We start from the raw sequence: 17,828 nt of genomic DNA on the forward strand, positions 1-17,828 counted from the left end.
GCGTTGTCAGTCGAGGATCAGGTGCGGCAGAAACCGGCTGGAGTCCTTGGTGATCAGACTGTTGTCTTCCCGCACGCCGATCCCGGCCGCCTGGTCGCCAATCACCCACGAGCCGACCAACGTGAAGCTGTCGCCAAACTTCGGCAAAGGGGCAAATTCCTGAAGGATAAACGGCGCGTCGGTGTAGGGGCCGTCCTCTTTTACGATCAGGCCGTCGGCGGTTTGCAACTCGATGTTGGCGCCTTCTCGGGAGAAGTATGGTTTGCGCACCCAACCCTTGGGTACGGCTTTGCCCGGATCGGTATCAAGGTGCGCCGCGAGCAGGTTCGGGTGACCTTTGTTGAATTCCCACAGCAGCGGCAGGATGCCTTTGTTGGAGATGATCGATTTCCAGGCCGGCTCGAAGAACTGCGTATCGCTTTGGGCAATCGCCGCGCCGAAGGGTTCGTGGAAAATGAACTCCCAGGCGTGCAGCTTGAACAGGTGAGGAATCCAGCGATCTTCCAGATCGACGAAACGTCCGTCACTGGTAAGGCCGATGTCTTCCAGATCGATGTGGCGCGATTCGATGCCGACCTTTTCTGCGATCAAGCGCAGGTAGTCGGTGGTGCCTTTGTCTTCGACCGAGTCTTTCATCGAGGCAAAATAGAAAGGCTCCTTGAGCTGCAGTTGAGCAAAGGCCTGATGCAGTTTGGTGTCGATGCTGTTGAACTGGTCGGCATGTTTGGGCAGCAGACCGCGTTCGATGCATTGCTCCAGCCAGCCCCACTGAAACGCCGCCGCCTCATACAGGCTGGTCGGCGTGTCGTAGTTGAGTTCCAGCAACTTGGCCGGCCCGGTGCCGTTGTAGGAGAAGTCCATCCGTCCATACAGGTGCGGATGGCCTTCGAGCCATGACGTGCGCACCAGGTCGAAGAACGACGCGGGAATGCTCAGGCGCTCCAGCAATTCCTCGCTCTGCACCACGCGGGCCACCAGGTCCATGCACATGTCATGAAGCTCGGTGGTCGGGTCTTCCAGATCGTTCTCGATTTGCTTGAGCGTGAACTGGTAGTACGCGCTCTCGTCCCAATAGGGTTCGTCGTCGATGGTATGGAACATAAAGCCGAGACTTTCGGCCGTCTGTTTCCAGTCATGACGCTCGGCGCAGAGGATTTTCTTCATGGCAATGTTCCCTTAGCTGCTCGAACCGCCGGAGCTCTTGCCCGATCCACCCCAGCCACTGCGTGCGCTGGCCTGGCTGCCGAAGCCGCCGCGGGAAGTGGACGATGCAACGGACACCGGCTTGCTGCGAGTGATGCTGTCGGTGTAACTGCTACTGCTGCCGTACCGCGCCTGGTTGGACCGGTTGAAGGTCGAACCCGAAGAGACCCGCTGGCTGAGCGTTGAGTTCGAGTAGCTGCCGCGATCATCGCGATAGCGGTAGACCGGCTCGGAGGAGTAGCTGTTGCGGTTGCTGCTGAGCATGTTACCGATCAGCAGTCCGGTCAGCAGGCTGCTGCCGGAGAATCCCGAACCTGCGGCAGTCGCTTGCGAAGCGGGTACTTGAGCCTTGGCGGCGTCCACTTGGGATTGCGTCACCTCGCCATCGGCACTGAGCTCAAAACCGCCGAGCTTGGGGATGAACTTGCCGGCGGAGTCCTGCTGGCACCAGTCGGCGACAAAGTCGGCGTCGCAATCGGCCTGGTTGTCGTAAACCGGCGCAATGCTTCGATGCTGGGCCATGGCCTTCATGTAGGCGTCAGAACAGATGTCGACCGGGAGTTTTTCATCCGCGCACTGCTGAACAGACTGGAAGTTGTACTTCTTGTGCACCTCGTAGGTTTTTTCCGACGGCCCGCAACCGGAGATCGCCATCGCGACCGACGCGGCCAGGGAGAGCTGAACGTACTTGCTTCGTTTCATCACAATCTCCGTGGCGCGATCAGTTCTGGGAAGGGGTCATGCACGCGGCGTTGAGCATGCCGACGCTGATGGCCACCGCAGCGACGTAGATGCCGGCGGCGATTTCACCTTTGCGGATGCGCTCGGAAGTGCCTTTGAGTACCAGGCTGGTCATCAGGAACGCCAGCAGTTGTACGAACGCAGCAATCACGGCCCAGACCACGAAGTCGAGGATGCTGATCGAGTAGGCAATCACGTTGCTGGCCGGAATGGCGAAGCCGATGATCGCGCCACCCAGAGCAATTGCGGCCGCAACGTTGCCCGAACGGATCAATTCGAATTCTTTGTGCGGGGTGATGCGGGTGTAGACGAATTGGAACAGCGCGAACAGCACGGCGGCGCCGAGGATATACAAAACAAAGCCAAGCACGGCGGCCTTGTTCAGGGAGATGGAGAGTGCTTCAAGCATGGGGATCTTCCTTTTTAAAGAATGTTCAGATCGGTTGTGTACAGTGAAATACCCAGCGAAGTGCTCAGGCTGATGGTGCCTTCGGCGTCTTCCTCCACGGAAAACAGCAACAACTCGCGCCGATCGGTCAGGCCGGTTTCGCGGGCATACAGCATCGAGCGGTGCTCAATGGTGTAGGACTCGTCCGGGTTGACGACGCGCTCGCTGAGCGGGACCAATTCCGTCTGGCCGTTCTCGGTGCCCCACTCGCGGGTGTATTCGACGCCGTTATGGGTGTAGGTCGGCAGCCCGATCAGGCTTTCAGGGCCGGCCAGTCGGCGCAACTCCGCCTCGCTGTTGATGGTCACGTAGCTGAGGTAATTGAACAGAATCACCGACTCGACCTGCCCGGCGATGTCGCCGGTGGTGTGCACTTGCAGCCAGTAATCTTCGTCGTTCATGTAATAGCGCGACAGCCAGGTCGACTGCCCGAGATCAACGTTGCCGACGCTCCAGATCTGCTGGGAAGCTACCGGGATGGTCACGGCGGTTTTTTCGTCGAGCAGTAATCTCAAGGTGGTGTCGAACATCACACCTTTACCCTGTGCCAGGCCCAGAGGGCCGAGAACCTGCGGACTGTCATTGGCGGTCCACGGCGAGTTCGTCGGGGCCGGGGCCTCAAGCCCCATTAACTGTTTAAACCATCCCATTGGAGATTTCCTTGAGGCGAGTGGAGGCGATGTAGAAGAGTTCGCCGCCCTCAATGCGCGTGGCACCGGGCGGGTTGATCGAAGGTTGTTGCGCACCCCTGGCGCGATAGTCGATGAGGGTTGCGTTGTGGCGTTCTTTCATTTGCGTGTACAGATCGCCGAAGGTCGCCACATAGTTCTGCGGCAGTTTCATCAGGTACTGAGTGGCGCCTTGGCCGACGCACAGTAATTCGTTGATGACCACGGATGAGCCCGGGTCTTGCGATGCGCGCACCAGCATCTCGCTGGCCATGCTTGAGTTGCATTCCAGGCTGGGCGCGTAAGAACTGGCCAGCGCGGCGATTTCGCTTTCATTGAAGTGGACGACCACATGACCGACAGGTTTCAGCTGATTGACCGCCAGCATCGTGGCCAGGGTCAGGTCGTCGAGGTGGGGGCGCACCAGGCCGAGCCAGGCCGTGCTCAGGTGTATGCCCAAGGCGATCGCCAGTCCTGCCCAGCCGAAACGGTGGAAGAAGGACGAGGCATACATGCGTAATAAAAGAAAAATCGACATGACGTCCCTGACTCCGTGGGATGACTCGTTCCTGGCAATGCACAGGCCCGAACCCTGAACGTTCAATAGCCTTTACCGGGCGGCATTAAACCTGTTGCCGGGCGCCGAGAGAAGTACTTTGGCTGCAATAAATCCTGCAAATGCCCCGGCGATATGGCCTTCGAAGGAAATCCCCTGGCGCGGCAGAAAGCCAAAGACCAGGCCGCCATACAGCAGGGCGACGACTGCGGCCGTGATCAAATTGCCCCAACTGTGCTGGAACCAGGCGCGCGACAGAATGTACGCCCACAGCCCGAATACCCAACCGCTGGCGCCGATGTGTGATCCGGAAAACCCGAATAGCCAGACCAGCAAACCGCCCAGCCCGATGATGATCGCGCTGACGGCCAGGAATCGGTTGAAGCCTTCGACGATGACCAGGGTGCCGAGGATCAAAAAGGGAATCAGGTTGGCGCTCAAGTGCGCGAAGGAGGCGTGGATAAAAGGTGAGGTGATGATGCCGACCAGCCCGTGCAGTGTTCTCGGGACCAGGCCAAATGCAACAAGGCTATAGCCGGTCACGGCGTTGAGTACTTGCAACGCGACCATGAAGATCGCCACGCCGGCAATTGTCTTGAAACCCTTCACGGCATCCATCCTTGACCTCGACTCTGACAAATAGAAGGCAATCAATTCCCGTCACTTAAGCGCAATCCATGTGGGAGCGAGCCTGCTCGCGAAGGCGGTGTGTCAGACAACATTGATGTCGACTGACAGTCCCTATTCGCGAGCAGGCTCGCTCCCACAGGTTAGGCACCAGGCATAAGGCAATGAATGCCTGGAACGGTTACTCGGCCGATTTTTTCTTCAGGCGATCAAGAATCGCGTTGGCGCTGCCCGAATCCGGAGTAATGCCGGCTTCGCGCAGTTTGCGTTCCAGATCAGTGCCAGTCGACGCGTCGGCGAGTTCGTCCTGGGCTTCGAGTTCAGCAGCGCGTTGCTGCTGCTTGGCTTGCAGGCGGTTCAGTGTACCGACGGCGGTTTCGAGCTTGCCGTTGGCGCCGCCACTGGCGATCGAAGCGCTGACCTGGGCTTTCTGTACGCTTTCGCGGGCCTTGGCCATGTCCACTTGCTGGCGCAGGCTTTTGATGCGGCTTTCGGCCTTGGTGATGTCTTTGCGCATGTTGTCTGCGTAACCGCCGAATTCGGTGGCCTGCTTTTGCTCGACATCGAGTTCATTGGTCAGGGTCGAAATGGCTTCAGCCACTTCCATTGCCAGGTCTTCACGGTTGGCCTGGATCGCGGCCATGGCCTTGGTTTCCAGGTCCTTGATCTTGGCGTTGTACTCGGCCACGCGGTCAGCCGACAGTTTGTGCTTGGCCATGATGGTGACGAGTTCGCGCTTGGCGTTGGCCAGGGCGCTGTCAGCATCGCGAATTTCCTGGTCGAGGATGCGCAGGGCCTGTTGATCGACGATGGATTCGCCGACTTCGCTGGCGCCGCCGCGCAGCGCGGTGAACAATTTGCTCCAGATGGACTGTGTCATGGGATATTCCCTGTTCCTGAAAAATTAATGGAAGAAACGTTCAAAGGCTTCGCTGGCGCGCTGCACATTGTCGACGAGGGTTTTGACCTCGGTTACGACGTTGGTCAGGCTCGAATCGGAGCTGAGCGCGCCGAACATGTTGTAGACGACCTGGCCATTGGGCATCGACTCGATACCGATCGAGGACAGCGGGAACAGCTCACGGCTACGCAGCACGGCATCGTTGAAGGCTGGTACGTCCTTGATCGTCTCGACGTCCACCAGCACGGTGTCGACGATGATCTGCTCGCCCACGACTGCGATGTAAATCGGCAAGCCACCGAAGTCGTTCATTTCCAGCTTGATGCTCGGCTCGGAGCCCTGGACGAGGGACAGAGTGATGTCGTTGGAAACCACTTCATCAAGGGCCTGGAGGGCGTTGAAGAGGCGGTCGATGTTCCAGTTGGTACCTGCGCTCATGTAATTCTCCGACATGAATGAGCCAGCCAGAATCGGTTGGCGTAGCTGTTTCTCCATCTGCTTGAGCAGGCTTCGGTTTTCGGGAAGCACCCAAGTCTCGTGTTTCACGTAACCGGCGGCACCCAGGCCCGCACGCATCTGCTTCATATAAAAGCTCGACGGTTTTTTCGCGGACGGTTTCGAGCGCTCTCCCTTGCGGCTCGCTGTATTGGTAACAGGCTCGGCAGGCGGACCTGATGGAGAGCGGCTTTTCATACTGGTGACTCCGTTGTGAAAATCTCACGCGTGAGAAACACTACAGTGATTTTTTGCGCCTCTCAATAGCTCACGCGTGAGTTTTTTGATCAACCAAAACGCAAAGGCCCGCAGCGCGAGAACGCTGCGGGCCTTTTGTTTTTCGAGTTGTTTCAGAGGGGCGCGTTAGTGACTGGCGGCGAGGAATTCGTCGGCCGACACCACGCTGGCATAGGCGAAACCCAGAGACGACATAAAAGCGGCGTGAACATGAGCCGCTGGAACCGTAACGCCATTGAACTCCAGGTCGCGGGTGGCGCAGGCGTCATGGATCACCGTCACGGTGTAGCCAAGGTCGGCGGCAGCACGAGTAACGCCATCGACGCACATGTGGCTCATGCTGCCGACGATCACCAGGTTTTCGATGCCTTGCTCATCGAGGATGGCTTGCAGTTCGGTTTCGCGGAACGCGTTGACGAAGTGCTTGAGCACCACCGGCTCGTTGGCGCGGTTGAGGACTTTGGGGTGCAGCTTCGCGCCTTCAGAGCCGGGGGTGAAGAATGGCGCGTCGTCGGAGGTGAACTCGTGTCGGATGTGCACCACCGGATCACCGGCGTCGCGCAAGGCCTGAATGATCCGAGCGGCGTTGTCCGCCGCCGCGTCGGCACCGACCAGAGGCCACTTGCCTTGGGGGAAGTAGTCGTTCTGGATATCGACTACGATGAGCGCTTGCTTGGCCATGGGTGTTTCCTCGAAGTGTGTGTGGGCGTGGAATGAAGTATTGGCGCTCGCCGACTATCCGAGGATTGGCCGCACCGACAATAGAAGGGGGAAAACTGACAATGGGCGTAGAAAGGGCGGTTGCCGAGTTGGGTGTGTTGATCTATCCCGGCGCGCAGATGGCGGCGGTGCATGGGTTGACGGACCTGTTCGGGGTCGCCAATCGGATTGCTGCCGAGCATCAGGCGGCGCAATTGCCGGTGCTGCGAGTCAGTCATTGGCGGGTCGAGGGCGATCAGGCGCCCGAGCGGGTGCATGACAGTCATCCCGGCCCGGACAAGGCGCTGGTGGCGGTGATGATTCCGCCGTCGATTGGCGGGTTTTCCGAGAGTCAGGCCCCCAAGGGCTGATCCGCTGGATTCGTCAGCAACATACCCAAGGCGCGACGCTGGGCGGCGTTTGCGTGGGCTCGATACTGCTGGCCGAAAGCGGCCTGCTCGACGGGCGCAGCGCCACGACCCATTGGACCTCGGCCAAAACCTTCGCCGAGCGTTACCCGGCGATCAAACTCAAGGCCGACACGCCGATCGTCGATGACGGCGACCTGATTACTACCGCCGGGCTGATGGCCTGGTCGGAGTTGGGTCTGCGTATGGTCGATCGCCTGCTGGGGCCGAGCATCGCCGCCAGCACCGCGCGGTTTCTGGTGGTGGAGCACAGCGACAGTGCAAGTCAGTGCGGCAGCAACTTTGCGCCGATTCTCAGCCATGGCGATACGTCGATTCTCAAGGTTCAGCATTGGCTGCAAAGCACCGGCGCGACCGATGTGTCGCTGACGGCGATGGCCGAGCGGGCAGGCCTGGAAGAGCGCACCTTCCTGCGCCGATTCCGCGCGGCGACCGGGGTGAAGCCCACCGAGTACTGCCAGCACCTGCGGGTCGGCAAGGCTCGGGAAATGCTCGAATTCACCAACGGCACCATCGACCACATCGCCTGGACGGTGGGCTATCAGGACCCGAGCGCGTTTCGCGCCACGTTCAAGAAAATCACCGGGCTGGCGCCGAGTGATTATCGGGCGCGGTTTGGGGTGACGCCGCCTGTCGCTGTGGTTCGGTAACTCGCCTCAACGCTGAACCCCTGTGGGAGCGAGCCTGCTCGCGATAGCGGTCTATCATTCAGCATCCATGTCGACTGGCTGAGCGCAATCGCGAGCAGGCTCGCTCCCACAGGGGCCGGTGTAAGACACTGGATCGTGCAAAATGCCGGGTTCTTGACGGCCGTCGTGCAGAATCAAACAGGCTCAACGCCATCACCGTTGAAGCAAACGACTGATTTGAAAGCCGTTTGACCTAAGCCACCGTTGGCCTGATCTCTGCACCCAATCCAGCTACATTCATCAAGCGCAGATTGAGGGGGACGCATGACCCCAACACATCGCAAAAAACTGGTCGTCGCCTACTCCGTGCGACCCGAAGCCCCGCTGCACGAAGTCGAAACCAATCGCGCGCTGGCCCGTTGGCTGGCGCAGATCCTTGGGCTCAAGTACGGCGGCAGCTACGACCCCGACCGCCACAGTGGCCGTGATCTTTACCTGATACCCACCCAGACGCTGGTGGGCGCGGCGGCCGCTCGGCAATTGGGCGTCAAAGGGCCGGAAGATTTGTGGGGCGGCTACGTCGACCACGACTTCATCTGCACCAAAGCCATCAGCCACGGTTTGCTCAATCGGTTGGCTCATGCACCGCAAGGCTGGTCGCCGCTGTTTTCCGAGCGGGTGCGCAGCGTCGTGCTCGATGGCCTCAGCGTATTTTCCCTTGAGGACGCCCGGCCAGCGGCGGAGCACTTGCTCTCCAGCGGGCCGATCCGCCTCAAACCGATTCATGCCTGCGCCGGACGTGGTCAGGAAGTGATCAAAAGCCTCGACCAGTTCGACACCATCCTCGCCCGACCCGACGCCGAGCAACGCTTCACCGAAGGCGTAGTGTTGGAGCAGGATCTGGAAAAAGTCGTCACCCACAGCGTCGGCCAGGCGTTTATCGGCGACAAGGTGCTCAGTTACTGCGGTGATCAATACTTGACCGAAGACGGTCAGGGCGAGCAGGTCTATGGTGGTTCCAACCTGCTGGTCGTGCAGGGCTACTACGATGAACTGCTGAAACTGGAATTGCCCGAGGATGTGCGGTTGGCGATCCAGCAAGCCCAGGTGTTCGACAGCGCCGCCGACGAAGCCTATCCCGGCTTTTATGCATCGCGGCGCAACTACGACATCGCCCAGGGCCTGGACAGCAATGGCAAACAGCGCAGCGGTGTGCTCGAACAATCCTGGCGCATGGGGGGCCAGCAGCGCCGAAGTTGCGGCGTTGCAGAGCTTCGTCAATGACCCGGGGATGCGCGCGATTCGCGTGTCTTCGGTGGAGACCTACATCGGCCAGCCGCTGCCGGCGGACGCCATCGAGGTGTATCGCGGCCCGGCGGAAAACGGCGACTTTCTTCTCAAGTACGTAACGGTTAAATCCTATGACGGCTAGAAGCGAAACCATTGAGATCGACATCGACGGCGAACAGATGACCGGGCATTTCCTCAGCCCAAAATCGAAAGTTCCGGGCGTGTTGTTTGTGCACGGCTGGGGCGGCAGTCAGGAGCGGGACCTGGAGCGGGCCAAAGGCATCGCCGGGTTGGGCTGTGTCTGTCTGACCTTCGACTTGCGCGGGCATACCGGCGGAACGGGCATTGCGTTGTCCCAAGTGACGCGCGAAGACAACCTGCGGGACCTGCTGGCGGCTTACGACCGCTTGCTCGCGCACCCGGCCCTCGATACCTCGGCGATTGCGGTGGTGGGCACCAGTTACGGTGGTTATCTGGCGGCCATTCTCACCTCGTTGCGCCCGGTGCGCTGGTTGGCGCTACGGGTGCCGGCGCTGTATCGCGACGAGCAATGGCACACGCCCAAGCGCGATCTGGACAAGGTGGATTTACTCGATTACCGCAGCACGCTGGTGCACGCCGACAACAATCGGGCGCTGCATGCCTGCGCGGCGTTTACCGGGGATGTGTTGTTGGTGGAGTCGGAGACCGACGACCACATTCCCCACGCGACGATCATGAGTTACCGGGCGGCGTGCCAACAGACTCATTCGCTGACTCACCGCATCATCGACGGCGCCGATCACGCCCTCAGCGACCCCATTTCGCAACAGGCCTACACCTCGATCCTGGTGGACTGGATTACGGAAATGGTGGTGGGTGAGCGGTTGAGCATTATTCAATCATCGTGATGGCAGGAAGATCAAGAGATCGCAGCCTTCGGCAGCTCCTACATTGAAACGTAGTCACCTGTAGGCGCTGCCGAAGGTTAATCCCTGGGTTTCTTCTCAATCCGCAACGCCTTCGCCTTGGCCTCCACCACCAAATACATCACCAGCGTAATCAACAACGGCAAGATGAAATAAATCGCCCGATACGCCAGCAACCCCGCCACCAGGCTCCCGCGCGATGCCTCATGTTGCAGCAGCGCCACAAACACCGCTTCCAATACCCCAAGCCCCGCCGGAATGTGGGTGATGACCCCGGCAATCGCGCTGATCAACAACACCCCCAGCACCAGCGGATACTCAAGCTTGCTCGGCAGCAAAGTGAAAATCACCGCCGCCATCAACGACCAGTTCAACGCCCCAAGCGCCAGTTGCAGCACCGCCATGCGCAGCGACGGCAGATTAATTTCCACCCCGCGAATCGCCCATTCCCGCCGTTTGGAAAACCGGCACGCGGCCAGATACCCGGCGCTCACCACCAGCAACAACACCCCGACGCCTTGCAACGCATCGCTGTTCAACTTCCAGCCTGGCGGCATCTGCACCAAGCCACTGCTGAACACCGCTCCGGCAATCACCATGTAGCCAAACCAGTTGGTGGCCAGGCTCAATCCGAGGATTTTCGCGATGTTGCCTTTGCTCACCCCGAGCCGCGAGTACAGCCGATAACGCATGGCGATGCCGCCGACCCAGGCACTCAGGTTGAGGTTAAACGCGTAGCTGATGATCCCCACCGGCAAGATCTGTTTCCAGGTCAGGTCCTGGCGGATGTAGGTGCGGCCGATCAGGTCGAAACAGGCATAAACCAGAAAGCTCAACAGCGTCAGCCCTGAGGCGATGATCAGCGTGCGCACCTTGAAATCGGCCAGGGTGTCGAACACTTCGTTCCATTCGATACGCCGGGCGAGCATCGTGAACAGCACGATCAGCGCGAGGAAAAACAGCACCGTCAGCGGCATTTTCCAGCGGCTCCAACGGGAGGTGTTTTGGCGGTTGGCGTGGGCGGCGGCGTGCGCTTCAGAGCGGCTCATGGCGGTCATTCCCGGCCCGATGGATGAAGGGTTTCAAGCGTGGCTTGTGCGCCGGCAGCCACCCGGCCCACGCTGGAAAATGCCGCAGGAAGTGAAACACCAGAAAGCCCACAGTCATGTGCCAGACCCGCCCGCGCGGGGTGCTGTCCGGGGATATGGCTTTACAGTGGTTGTTGCTCAAGTCTTCCAGACGCCGGAACAGCTCACGGTTAAAGGCGCGATCGCGGATCAACACGTTGGCTTCCAGGTTCATCGACAGGCTCAACGGATCGAGGTTGCTCGAACCGACTGTGCTCCAGTCCTCGTCCACCAGTGCGACTTTGCCGTGCAACGGTCGGTCGCAATATTCGTGAATCTGCACGCCGGCCTTGAGCAAATAGTCGTAGGTCATGCGCGCGGCGATTTTCGCCACCAGCATGTCTGGCTGGCCTTGCAGAATCAGCTGCACATCGACGCCACGGCGAGCGGCATTGCGGATCTCGCGCAGCAGGCGAAAACCGGGAAAGAAGTAGGCGTTGGCGATCACGACGCGGCGCTGAGCGCTGCGCAACACTTGTCGGTAAACCTCCTCGATGTCGGTGCGATGGTCGCCATTGTCGCGGTAGACCAGCCGCACCTGACCGTCATGGTCGCTGAACGCCAGTTCCGCACGCCGTTGCTTGCGCCGTTGCCACCAATACTTGGCCCGGGCCGGGCGACCACTTTGCAGCAGCGCGAAGTGATGAATGTCCGCCACCGCCGGGCCTTGTACTTCAACGGCATAATCCTGCTTGGCCGTGGGGCCGAAGTCGGCCAAATGGTCGGCGCAAAAGTTGATCCCGCCAAGGAACGCAATCGTGCCGTCGACCACCACAATCTTGCGGTGCAGGCGGCGAAACCAATTGGTGCGAAAGCCCAGATGCTTGGGCGCCGGGTCGAACATCTGGATGTGCACGCCGGCCTTGCTCAAGTCGTCGAGGAAACCGCTGCTCAACTCGCCGCAGCCAAAGCCGTCGAGGCTGACGGTGGTACGCACCCCGCGCAGTGCCGCTTCGATCAGGATCTGCTGCAACTCATTGCCGACCTTGTCCTCGAACAGGATGAAGGTCTCCAGCAGGATTTCCGTCTGGGCCTGACGCAGTGCTTCAAACACCGGGGAAAGTACGCCTCGCCATTTTCCAGTAGTTCGACCCGGTTATTGCCGTGCCAGCCATAGTCGACATCGACCGCTGACGGCTCGCTCAGCGGTGGCGCGGAAATCTGTTGCGCAGCGGCTTTTTCCATCGAGGGATTGTTCATAGCTCGATCTCCACCGACAGCGGCGCATGGTCGGAAAGGTGTGACCAGGGCCGCGCCGCCAGCACTTGCGCACGGCTGGCCTGGAGGTTGCGTACGTAGATGCGATCCAGGCGCAATACCGGCCAGCGCGCCGGAAAACTGCGGGCCGGTTTGCCGTGGTGTTCGGCGAAGACTTCGCGCAAGCCACAGGGATTGAGCAAGGCGTCGGCCCGTTGGCGCCAGTCATTGAAGTCGCCCGCGACGATCACCGGCGCATCGCTTGGCAGATCGTCGAGACGACGGGCCAGTAGCTTCAGTTGTTCCGTGCGGTGTACTTCATACAGCCCGAGGTGGACACAAATGGCGTGTACTTCCTGGCCGTCACCGGGCAGGCGCAGCACGCAATGCAGCAGGCCACGGTTTTCGTGACCACTGATGGACACGTCGAGGTTGTCGTGGCGGATGATCTGGAATTTCGACAGCAACGCATTGCCGTGATCGCCCGCCGGGTACACCGCGTTGCGGCCGTAGGCGAACTGCGGCCACAGCGTGTCGGCGAGGAATTCGTACTGCGGCATCGTTGGCCAGTTGCTATAGCGCTGCGGATGCTGTTCGTGGGTGCCGTGGACTTCCTGCAAAAACACCACGTCGGCAGAGACACTGCGCACTGCTTCGCGTAGCTCGGGCAGGATGAAGCGCCGGTTGAGCGCGGTGAAGCCCTTGTGAGTGTTGACCGTCAGCACGGTAAACCGGCGCACGGCAGTGATGATGGATTGCTGCTCGTCGGTGACGCCGACCGGTTCGGAAATGCTCATGGCAGCACTCCTTCGGCAGCAGGTTCGCCGGGGCGGGTGGCGAGGTCTTTGTCGAGATGGAAGCGCTCCAGCAGGCGGCGGGCGTCGAAGGGCGCACGGACTTTGATGTCGTTATCGAAGTAGCAGAACACTTCCCGGGATTTTCGCGCCTTGGGCTTTTGTCTTGGCGCGATCAAGTGTGGGTCGCTCGGTTGCTGGCCGTGATTCCAGGCGTCGATCCGATCGCCCCAGTGTTTCAGCGCCTGAGGCGTGTAGCCGCTTGCGTAGAGCTCTTCGGCGCCGTGCAGCCGCAGGTAGACGAAATCGCTGGTGAGGTCTTCGCGGTACGGCCATTTACCGGCGGTGTCGGCGATCACCAGGGCGGTGTTGTAGCGCTTGAGCAGGCGAATGAAGGTCGGGTCGACGAAGCTGTCGTTGCGAATTTCCACAGCGTGGCGCAGCAATTTTTTCCGTGGGCCTTCAGGCTGGCGTGGCCGTGCAAGTGCGAGTCATGCTGACGGGCGAGGGTGGCGGCCTGTTCGGTGTTGTGGGGCAGTTGTTCGAGGAAATGTTCAAACAACTCGGCGTCGAATTTGAAACTGGGCGGGAATTGCCAGAGGATCGGGCCGAGTTTTTCCTTGAGTTCCAGTACCCCGGAGGCGAAGAAATTCGCCAAGGGTTTATGGATGTCCCGCAAGCGTTTGATGTGAGTGATAAAACGTGGGGCCTTGACGCTGAAGACGAAGCCCGGCGGGGTTTCGCTGTACCACTGGGCATAACGTTCCGGCCGCTGCAGGGCGTAGAACGATCCATTGATTTCGATGCTGTTGACGGCCCGTGAGGCGAATTGCAATTCGCGCTTTTGGGTCAGCCCCTTCGGGTAGAAGCCCCCGCGCCACGGTGTGTAGCGCCAGCCTGAAATTCCGATATGAATCGCCGCCATGTGCCCTCCCGTCGAATGACCCTCTTACTGCCGTTGTCTTTTGATGACTGTCGGGCAAACAAGAAAGTTTCGACGGGACTACGGACGGTACACATACATACACACAACGCATTACAACTGTAGGAGCTGCCGAAGGCTGCGATCCTTTGACTTTGATTTTCAAGATCAAAAGATCGCAGCCTTCGGCAGCTCCTACAGGGGTTTAGTGACCGGCGACGACTCGGGTCGAGCTCTTGGCATACACCGGACCCAGGCGATCAAGCCGCCCACTCCACATCGTCAACGCCAGCGCAACCAACACCACCAACCCACCAATCCACGCGGTGTGAATCAGCCCCATATTCGCAACGATCAAACCACCGCCCCACGCACCCCCGGCAATCCCGAGGTTGAACGCCGCAATGTTCAAACCTGAAGCCACGTCCACCGCATGCGGGGTGTGATGCTCAGCCTGACGCACCACATACACCTGCAAACCAGGCACATTGCCGAACGCGACCGCGCCCCAGACCAGCACGGTAGCCAGGGCCAGCCATGGATTGCCGGCGGTGAAGGTCAACACAAACAACACGGCCGCGAGCAGGGCGAAGATGATTTTCAGGGCGCTGATCGGGCCACGTTTATCGGCCAGTTTGCCGCCCCAGATGTTACCGACCGCTACCGAGATGCCGTACACCAGCAACACCAGGCTGACGGTGCTGGCGCTGAAGCCGGAGATGTCCTGAAGAATCGGTGCCAGGAAGGTGAAGGCAATGAACGAGCCGCCGTAACCGACCGCTGTCATGGCGTACACCAACAACAGGCGTGGCTGTTTGAGCACCTGCAATTGCTGCAACAGCGAAGCGGGTTTGCTGTGGGCGATGTTTTTCGGTACGTAGATCAGGCTGCCGATAAACGCGATCACACCCAGCGCCGACACGGCGAGGAAGGTTTCACGCCAGCCCAAATGCTGACCGATAAACGTCCCCAGCGGCACGCCGGTGACCAGTGCCACCGTCAGGCCGGTGAACATGATGGCGATCGCACTGGCGGCTTTTTCCTTCGGCACCAGGCTGGTGGCGATGGTCGAGCCAATCGAGAAAAACACCCCATGGGCCAGGCCGGTGACGATCCGCGCAATGATCAGCGATTCGTAGCTCGGCGCTTTCCAGGCCAGCAGGTTGCCGAGGGTGAACAGCACCATCAGCGACAACAGCAGCAATTTACGCGGGACTTTGCCGGTGAGGGCAGTCAGCACCGGGGCGCCGATGGCGACACCCAGGGCGTAGAGGCTGACCAACAGGCCGGCGGACGGCAGGCTGACACCGAGGTCGGCGCCGATAGTGGGTAACAGGCCAACGATGACGAACTCGGTCGTCCCGATGGCAAAGGCGCTGAGGGTCAGCGCGAGCAAGGCAATGGGCATCGCTGCAACTCCGGTAGGTGATTGATGCAGCGCAGTGTCGGGGTTTGGGTTGTGCGGAAAAATATAGGGGTGGGCATTTGATATTTGCGCTCAGGTCAAATATCGACCAGGCAACACAGACCCATGTGGGAGCGGGCTTGCTCGCGAAAGCGTTGGGTCAGTCAGCATCAATGTTGAATGAATGACCGCTTTCGCGAGCAAGCCCGCTCCCACATGGGAACTGCGGTGACTGTTATCTCGCGGTCAAAACCGAACTTGCCCGCCATTTCCCGATCAGTTCCTTACAGACCCTTTTCAAGGAGCTCCGCGTTTTGTTCAAGCTCAAGACCACGATACTGCTGGGGGCGCTGCTGACTCTGGGCAGCTGCGAGCTCGAAGCCGCCATGCTGCCGGGCATTCCAGCCGCTACCACTGAGGCGCCGGCCAAGCCTGAGCCGCTGGTCCAGGGCGGCTTGCTCGGCGCCATCAGTTCCAGCATCGACGACGTGCAGGACAAACTCGACCTCAACGAAAACCTGGTGGACGCCTGGCGCCTGCGGGCCGATCGGGCGGCCGATGAAGTCGACAAGCTGGTCAACCAGCCCTCGGCGCGTTCCGGCTGGAGTGTGGCCGGCGATTTCCTGATGCTGTCTGGCGTCTGGCTCGGCACCTTTGCTTTGCTCACGGTCCTCGGCGGCCTTGCGGCCAAGCGCCTGGTCCAGGGCCGCTGGCTACGTACCCGCCAGCGCAGCCAGGACTTGCTCGGCTATTTGATGCCATACACGCTGCCGGCGGTTGCCAGCCTGCCACTGACCCTTTACGTCAGCCACTTCCTGCCCGCCTCGGCTGGCCGGGCGTTGGCGCTGTGTTTTGCCTACGCCACCAGCAGCGGTATTTTCTCGACCTCGATGCTGCTCTGCGTGATCGTCATGTTCAACACCGGCCACAAGCGCCCGGCGGTGCAGATCATTCGCGACTACTGCCCCAAACCACTGTTCTTGATCGGCTTCCTCGCGGCGCTCAGCGATGCCTTGACCAGTCCGCAAATTGCCCGGCAACTGGGCGGCAATATCACCAGCAGCGTGGCGGTGTTTACCGGGCTGTTTGCCTCGATCATCTTCGGTTATCTGGTCATCCGGCTAAGACGTCCGGTGGCGCACCTGATTCGCAACCGAGCGTTGGCCCAGCGCCTGAAACAACCGTCGCTGCAGGAGTCCCTGCGGATCTTTTCCGGACTCTGGTACTGGCCGATCCTGTTGATGGTGATGGTCTCGGCGATCAATTTGATCGGCGTCGGCGAGGACAACCAAAAAGCCCTGCGTTGCGCGTTGTTCACCACAATATTGCTGATTGCCACGGTGTTCCTGAGCACGATTTTCCAGCACCTGTTCAAGTCCCGAAAAGCCGAGGCGTTGCAACGCAGCAGCGCCTACAAAGAACGCTTCCTCAGCTTGCTGCACGCCTTGCTGCGGATCGTCATGGCCGTGGCGTTCATTGAAGTCCTCGGGCGAATCTGGGGCGTGTCGTTGTTTGAATTCGCCGAGCAAAACTCGATTGGGCGGGCGATCAGCAACTCGTTAAGCAGCATCGGTTTGATCTTCCTGGTGACCTGGCTGCTGTGGGTAGCGCTCGACACGGCGATTCAGGAAGCGTTGAAACCACCGGTCAGCAAACGCGCGGCGCGCCAACCGAGTACGCGGGTGAAAACCATCCTGCCGCTGCTGCGCAACGCGATCAAAATCATCCTGGTGGTGATCTGCGCAATCACCACCATGGCCAATCTGGGGATCAACGTCGCACCACTGCTGGCCGGTGCCGGGGTGGTCGGGTTGGCCATCGGTTTTGGCTCGCAGCAACTGGTCCAGGATGTAATCACCGGGCTGTTCATCATCATCGAAGACACGCTGTCGATTGGTGACTGGGTGGTGCTCGACTCCGGCCACGCCGGCACCGTCGAAGGCCTGACCATTCGCACCTTGCGCCTGCGCGACGGCAAGGGCTTTGTGCATTCGGTGCCGTTCGGGCAGATCAAGGCTGTGACCAATCAATCGCGGCAGTTTGCCTATGCGTTTTTCTCGGTGCAGTTCACCTATGACACTGACGTGGACAAGGCCATTGAGCTGATCCGCGAGGCCGGGGATTCGATCCGTGACGACGCGTTTCTCAAGTACAACCTGCAAGGGCCGCTCGATGTCTTTGGCGTCGACAAGATGGACCTTAACGGTGTGGTGCTGACAGCGCAGTTCCGCACCGTTTCAGGCGGGCAATATGCGGTGAGCCGGGCGTTTAACCAGCGGCTGAAAAAACTTGTGGATAACAGCCCGTGGGTGCATTTCGCGCAGACTTATCCACAGCAGGTTTTTATTCCGAAGCGTGGGATGGATGAAGTGGAAGAAGAGGGGCCGGCGCCGGACAATTCGCCGGTGTTGTTGCCGGATCAGCCGCGTACCCAATGATGTGGGTTGGTGCTGATGGCCCCTTCGCGAGCAAGCCCGCTCCCACAGTGGATCGATGTCGGACCGAAGCTTTGTAACCGACACACATCCCCTGTGGGAGCGGGCTTGCTCGCGA

At 60.1% G+C, this 17,828-nt stretch carries 14 protein-coding genes and 4 pseudogenes; 4 read left to right on the forward strand and 14 right to left on the reverse strand.

What is annotated here, in order from left to right; genetic code table 11:
- Positions 1-6 precede the first annotated feature (6 nt).
- From JFV26_RS09630 to JFV26_RS09670, 9 genes are all read right to left on the reverse strand, one after another.
- Positions 7-1,164, reverse strand: coding sequence for a glutathionylspermidine synthase family protein (locus JFV26_RS09630; RefSeq protein ID WP_201191794.1), 1,158 nt, complete (start codon positions 1,162-1,164; stop codon positions 7-9).
- A gap of 12 nt (positions 1,165-1,176) precedes the next feature.
- Positions 1,177-1,905: a DUF1190 domain-containing protein gene (locus JFV26_RS09635; RefSeq protein WP_201191796.1), complete on the reverse strand. Its 729-nt coding sequence runs from the start codon at positions 1,903-1,905 to the stop codon at positions 1,177-1,179.
- A 19-nt stretch (positions 1,906-1,924) separates the two neighbouring features.
- Complete coding sequence (locus JFV26_RS09640; protein ID WP_201191798.1) at positions 1,925-2,353, reverse strand: DUF350 domain-containing protein; 429 nt, start codon at positions 2,351-2,353, stop codon at positions 1,925-1,927.
- Between the two features lie 14 nt (positions 2,354-2,367).
- Positions 2,368-3,042 (reverse strand): DUF2491 family protein, encoded by a 675-nt coding sequence (locus JFV26_RS09645; protein ID WP_201191800.1) that lies wholly within the window; start codon positions 3,040-3,042, stop codon positions 2,368-2,370.
- Positions 3,029-3,598 carry a hypothetical protein gene (locus JFV26_RS09650; RefSeq protein WP_201191802.1) on the reverse strand — a complete coding sequence of 190 codons (570 nt, stop codon included), beginning with the start codon at positions 3,596-3,598 and terminating at the stop codon, positions 3,029-3,031. Before JFV26_RS09650 ends, JFV26_RS09645 begins: the two co-directional genes overlap by 14 nt.
- 72 nt (positions 3,599-3,670) lie before the next feature.
- A complete protein-coding gene (locus JFV26_RS09655) occupies positions 3,671-4,234 on the reverse strand; it encodes a rhomboid family intramembrane serine protease (protein WP_201191804.1) in 564 nt (187 codons plus the stop codon).
- A gap of 190 nt (positions 4,235-4,424) precedes the next feature.
- Positions 4,425-5,123: a PspA/IM30 family protein gene (locus JFV26_RS09660; RefSeq protein WP_201191806.1), complete on the reverse strand. Its 699-nt coding sequence runs from the start codon at positions 5,121-5,123 to the stop codon at positions 4,425-4,427.
- 24 nt (positions 5,124-5,147) lie between these two features.
- Positions 5,148-5,837: a YjfI family protein gene (locus tag JFV26_RS09665; RefSeq protein WP_201191808.1), complete on the reverse strand. Its 690-nt coding sequence runs from the start codon at positions 5,835-5,837 to the stop codon at positions 5,148-5,150.
- Between the two features lie 165 nt (positions 5,838-6,002).
- Positions 6,003-6,557 carry a cysteine hydrolase family protein gene (locus JFV26_RS09670; protein ID WP_201191810.1) on the reverse strand — a complete coding sequence of 185 codons (555 nt, stop codon included), beginning with the start codon at positions 6,555-6,557 and terminating at the stop codon, positions 6,003-6,005.
- A 101-nt stretch (positions 6,558-6,658) separates the two neighbouring features.
- Between JFV26_RS09670 and JFV26_RS09675 the strand changes: the two are divergent.
- The 3 genes and pseudogenes from JFV26_RS09675 (at position 6,659) to JFV26_RS09685 (ending at position 9,812) form a co-directional block, all read left to right on the forward strand.
- Positions 6,659-7,653, forward strand: a pseudogene (locus JFV26_RS09675) (GlxA family transcriptional regulator).
- Positions 7,654-7,956: 303 nt separating this feature from the next.
- A pseudogene (locus JFV26_RS09680) lies at positions 7,957-9,064 on the forward strand (DUF3182 family protein).
- Positions 9,054-9,812 (forward strand): alpha/beta hydrolase family protein, encoded by a 759-nt coding sequence (locus tag JFV26_RS09685; protein ID WP_201191812.1) that lies wholly within the window; start codon positions 9,054-9,056, stop codon positions 9,810-9,812. Before JFV26_RS09680 ends, JFV26_RS09685 begins: the two are co-directional and overlap by 11 nt.
- Before the next feature lie 77 nt (positions 9,813-9,889).
- Here JFV26_RS09685 and JFV26_RS09690 read toward each other — a convergent pair whose 3' ends face one another.
- From JFV26_RS09690 to JFV26_RS09710, 5 genes and pseudogenes are all read right to left on the reverse strand, one after another.
- A complete protein-coding gene (locus tag JFV26_RS09690; protein WP_201191814.1) occupies positions 9,890-10,879 on the reverse strand; it encodes a lysylphosphatidylglycerol synthase domain-containing protein in 990 nt (329 codons plus the stop codon).
- Positions 10,866-12,157: pseudogene (gene clsB / locus JFV26_RS09695) on the reverse strand (cardiolipin synthase ClsB). The gene JFV26_RS09690 and the pseudogene clsB overlap by 14 nt, the downstream one beginning before the upstream one ends.
- Entirely contained in the window at positions 12,154-12,951 is a 798-nt protein-coding gene (locus JFV26_RS09700) for an endonuclease/exonuclease/phosphatase family protein (RefSeq protein ID WP_201191816.1), read from the reverse strand. The pseudogene clsB and the gene JFV26_RS09700 overlap by 4 nt, the downstream one beginning before the upstream one ends.
- Positions 12,948-13,873, reverse strand: a pseudogene (locus tag JFV26_RS09705) (DUF72 domain-containing protein). Before JFV26_RS09705 ends, JFV26_RS09700 begins: the two are co-directional and overlap by 4 nt.
- Positions 13,874-14,075: 202 nt before the next feature.
- Positions 14,076-15,278 (reverse strand): MFS transporter, encoded by a 1,203-nt coding sequence (locus JFV26_RS09710; protein WP_201191819.1) that lies wholly within the window; start codon positions 15,276-15,278, stop codon positions 14,076-14,078.
- A 311-nt stretch (positions 15,279-15,589) separates the two neighbouring features.
- Between JFV26_RS09710 and JFV26_RS09715 the strand changes: the two genes are divergently transcribed.
- Positions 15,590-17,713, forward strand: a complete 2,124-nt coding sequence (locus JFV26_RS09715) for a mechanosensitive ion channel family protein (RefSeq protein WP_201191822.1) — start codon at positions 15,590-15,592, stop codon at positions 17,711-17,713.
- Positions 17,714-17,828 lie beyond the last annotated feature (115 nt).

Source organism: Pseudomonas sp. TH31 (genome assembly GCF_016650815.1).
Taxonomy (GTDB): Bacteria; Pseudomonadota; Gammaproteobacteria; order Pseudomonadales; family Pseudomonadaceae; genus Aquipseudomonas.